The following is a 4,677-nucleotide window of genomic DNA, read 5'->3' as shown; positions in this document are numbered from 1 at the left end:
GCCAAAATAGAGCGTTTTCTTAATCATAATATTATCTTTTTACATCGGTTATTTCTCCTAATCGGTTCACTTTTAGTTTCCAACAAATATGCTTTAAACTACGTTTATCATCATCATTTTCTATTTTATTTAATTTACCAAACTCCATTGAATCGCGTATTACACTAGAAATTCGATGATTTATAAAATAAGCTCTATTACCCGTAAACGAAACAGCCTTATAAACTCTTCCTTTTTGTTCGTCCGACAGATGAGCTACATCTACCAACTCGGGTTGCTTCTGCTCCTCATCTGTTGGGACATAGACCAAATCATTGGGAGACAAATGGAATTTCAATTTCGATTCATTATACGTCTCTGGTACTGGAGATTTTTTCTCTTTCAATCTATCAATAACAATATTTAAAGGGATGCTATCAAACACACGTTTTCCTTCTTGGTCTTCGTATATTCCAAAAAACAGGTTAGTTCCTTTTGCTGCAATAGCATATTTATCAGGATTGTTATGACTTACTCCTAATGGAAACTTAGAGCCTAAGTCCTCAAATAATCGAACCTTATAAATAGGCTGATGATTTTTACCTCCATTTAATTCTTTGATATTCTTATTCATTTCCATCAAACCTTCTGGAGAAAATGCTTCTTTAAGATTATCATCATAGTTTGATAAATGATTCATTAGAATTTTTCTAATGCTTTCATCCGTTATTCTTTCAATCTGTTTTATAGTTAGATCATCTCCTATGGACTTTCTTACGGCAGCACAATTATGATCATATTCATAAACTTCAACTCTATTTATTTTTAGATTATTGAATTTATAATCTCTATCCTTAAAATACTTTAGAATAGTCTGAGCATCATACTTGCCATACGCCCCAATTAACTCTCTAATTTTATCTTTAAGCGTTCTATCCACAATCTGTTTCCAGTTTTCGAGAGCTTTTTTCAACGCTACCTCTTTGATTGAACGAATACTTACTCTTCCGTAAATAGTCTCTTGATGCATCGGTTTACGCACAGCAAAATGATCACCTTTGACTTGCTTCTGGAGATCTTTTTTTCCGTCCTCATTAATAAACTGGGTGTAGTTATTGGTCTTTGTAAGAACTCGTAAATTCTGTTTGTGACTAACTACGATATTTTCCAAAGCTCTGTGAGCATCTTGAGTGAAAGTGTCCCAAGGCTTATTGAAAATATAGTTGTAGTTGTTTCCACTGCTATTCTCTTTATAACAAAGCTTACTGCGTAAATCAGTGCGAGTAGTCTCAAACTTAGCATTTCTATCTTGGCCAGATCGGTTACTGATATAGTTAATATGACTTCGTGTAGCACAAGCTATTACTAAAGCGTCCATAGCATGATGACGATGGTCAATACGCTTCTTCGTAAAACCCTTTTGAATTTCTTCGGGCACACGTATTTGAAAATGGTTAGGACTTTGCCACACTCCATAATCTTCTGTAGCCGTCATCTCATTTAACCTTTCAAAGCGAGGTTGAATAATTTTATTCCAAATATCATTCAATCCCCAATCCTTTTTCAAGGCTGTGGTAACTTGTCCAGAACAACCAATCACATGTTTTGATGTGCTTTCTTGTTCATCCTCTTCCCTTACAATATTTGATAGTAGTTTTTGAACTACCCTACTGATATATCGAGTATCATTTAACTGGCGTTCGCTAAAGTCGCCCACAACTTCGTCGATATCTTCAGCTAAAAGTTTTTTTGCTTTTACAGGGTTATTCTTTCCATAAAGACGATTAATTAGTTCTACATAAGCATCATTTTTTAAAACTTGGACTTGTTTTCCTCCTACATTGACTGTTGAGCCACCATTCTTTAATATAAATTCGTGAGCCAGCATAGACCCTTTTTCTTTATTGACTTCCGACTCACAGATTACTTTGTTTGTAAAGGAATCATCAAAATATTTTGCTTGAGGAATAACGTGCTCTATCTCGTATTTAGATGTAAATAGCTGGGCTAGAGAAATAGGCTGTCCTGTATAAGGAGAACGATATTTTTGGTCCAACCATAATCTATATTTCGTTAGTTCTCGTGAAGTAGGTTTGGCAGACTTCGTAATTTTTTCAATATCCTTGGGAATCTCTATATTAGAACGAAGGACACCATCTTCTACTATTCTCAATTTCTCTTGCTGTGAAGGAGAATATGGATTTAAATCGGCAAATGCAGCCTCTTTCTTTAAGTCGATCAACATTTCTAATACTCTCTGACGAGAATTTTCATTCTCCTGCTGACGTTCTACCATTCGTTTACGCTTATCCGATGAGTTTTTAATATCTCTACCCAACTCTAGATGGATTTCACTAAAATCTCCGTGCTTAACCCATAAATCGTGTACTACACGCAAAGTTTCGAGAACAATTTGTTCTACAATAGGATTACGCAATGAATATTGTTTAAACTCATTTTGAATATAATTAGAGAGTTCATGGGGTGTTTTCCATTTTGTAAGTTCACCACTTTCAGAGTGACGATTATAAACCACATATCCAGCTTTCCACAAAGGAAGTCCCTTAAAGTCTGTGATACTTCGCAAGTTCTCAACTTTCTCTCGTGAGCGATGAGTAATATCATCATCTGCTTCACCATCAATTATCCTTTGAATACGCTGCTTCGTCTTCACATCAATCTTATCCTCGTGCCAATAATCGCCCATTCTCATTAATGGAAGAAGGCGTTTAATTGCTTTTTCGGAGTAGGAACCGTATTCTTTTTCTAAAGGAGGAAACTGAGCGAACACATCAACAAACGAGGGATGAAGATGCTCTCGTTCAGCGAATTTAGCCAAAGCCCCTCTAAGCTCTATGGGCTCTACCACCGAGTACAATAAATGCCAGAGCGAGTAGACAAAACGATCATCTTCAATCCTTTTTTCTTCTTTGCATTTCTCTAGGAAAGACAAGATATGGGTGCGTGTTGCATTACAAGGATACTCTTTGTTTTTATCATCTACATAATTCCAACGATAATCAAGCTCCTTTGTTTCTTTATTTACTTTCAGCTTAAAATAAGACTTTAATAACTGGTCTTGCTTAATTACTTTTCGTTCGTTAAGCCAAGTAAATAAATTGGCTATATCGTTCTCATCTTTCAAAAACTCAGCAGTTACATCTACGTTATATTTGATACTATCACCCTCTGAGCGTTGACGTTGAAGAATTCTTAAGTTTTGCACAAACTGCCATACCCTAAACTCTTGAAATAAAGGATTGGATTTGGCAATACATTTGATAGGAGAAATCTGTTTTTCACCATTCTTATAGAAGGTTCTGTATTCATACGTACAATTGGATATTAAAGATTTCTTCGTTTTAAGTGGTCGGTGATAAAAGATAATATCTTGTACAAATAGATGTTTAAAATCTCTTTCGAGAAGATTCTCTCTGTGGCTATCATTTAAAGGATAGAGCTCTTCAGCACAAGCTTGGAATAGTTTTTTATCAGATAGTTCCGCTATAAATTTCTGTTGAGTCTCTAATATTTGTTCTAGCTCTTTTTTATAGTATTTACGTTCAATGGTCTTTATTAACCCTCCAATAATTTTCTGATCGGGGTTGGACAATAAGGTATCATAAATAAAAGCTCCTACCTGCTTTCCACTTTTCTCTAGTTCACTTTCAGTCTTCTTTTTTAAAAGTGTCCAATCATCTTCTTTAGGAGCCCGAAAACTTCGTTTAATCTCACCATCAGCCGTTCTTTTTTCTGAGCCATCTTTCTCTAAAGTAGTAGTTACAATAAAATCTTTTACCATCCCTACCCAATTGTCTATAGGTGTATCACTGGGACATGGATATATAAAGCCATTTTCAAGATGCACTTTATACCAAGTCTTAGCAGAAGTGTTATCTTTATCCAACTCTACTTTTACAACTTTAAGAGCATAGAACTCCTCTCTCTTCGTGTTATCTTCCACCTCTTCACCTCTCAACTGATAATAGCCTCTTTTTTGATTGAAGTTTAATAATATCCACGCTAGTTCTTCTTTTGAAATGGCTTGAGTAAGTGCTTTCTTTCGAAGGTAATAAATAGTCCAATCCAAGGGAACGGGTGTTGAGCTCTTCTCAAAAAGATGAGGTTGATGCTGCTTTAAATCCTTTAGCATCTCGGCATATGAATCCATAAAAATGAATTGATGACCTTGATCTGTGGCTACCCAAGGGATATTCACTTCCACACCAGGAAGAAATTTGCCATATGTTTTATTTTCTTTTTTATTCCAACCTATTGCTGCATCGTAATGCTGTGGTAAAAAGTGCAAGATATGAAGCACTCTATGCAAACGTTCTCTCCTCAATAAAGAGCGTTCACGCAATCTACGCACTCCTCGATATTGAGTTCGCTGAGCTGTGCTTGATTCTGTTTGACCTGCGCCAAATTTATCCATAACATCTTGTGACATGGGAATGATGCGACTTCCTATTTTTTCAATACTAAGGAATTCACCCTTGTCATTTTGATTTACTACAGCCCAACCCACACTATTTGTGCCTATATCTAGTCCCAAAACCTTTTTCATAGTAGTTCATTTAAAGTATTATGAATCTCAATTTAATAAAAATTACTTATTAAACCTTTTGATTATCAAAATAAATTACTATATTGTAAATGTTTTGAAGCAATTCACAATAAGGATTATTCCGTTGTGAA

Annotated in this window: 1 protein-coding gene; it reads right to left on the bottom strand. The window is 35.2% G+C overall.

What is annotated here, in order from left to right; all coding sequences use genetic code 11:
• Positions 1–31: 31 nt before the first annotated feature.
• On the bottom strand, positions 32–4,546 hold the full coding sequence (cas9, locus tag K8V80_RS09250) for a type II CRISPR RNA-guided endonuclease Cas9 (RefSeq protein ID WP_276777282.1): 4,515 nt from the start codon (positions 4,544–4,546) through the stop codon (positions 32–34).
• Positions 4,547–4,677: the final 131 nt, after the last annotated feature.

Source organism: Bacteroides coprosuis, assembly GCF_020741705.1.
Lineage (GTDB): Bacteria > Bacteroidota > Bacteroidia > Bacteroidales > Bacteroidaceae > Bacteroides_E > Bacteroides_E coprosuis.
Note: the sequence above shows the minus strand (reverse complement) of the source record. Positions and strands in the feature narration are given on the sequence as shown.

Excerpts from the sequence above, each read along its gene's own strand:
- cas9 (WP_276777282.1), bottom strand. The coding sequence starts at position 4,546 with ATGAAAAAGGTTTTGGGACTAGATATAGGCACAAATAGTGTGGGTTGG.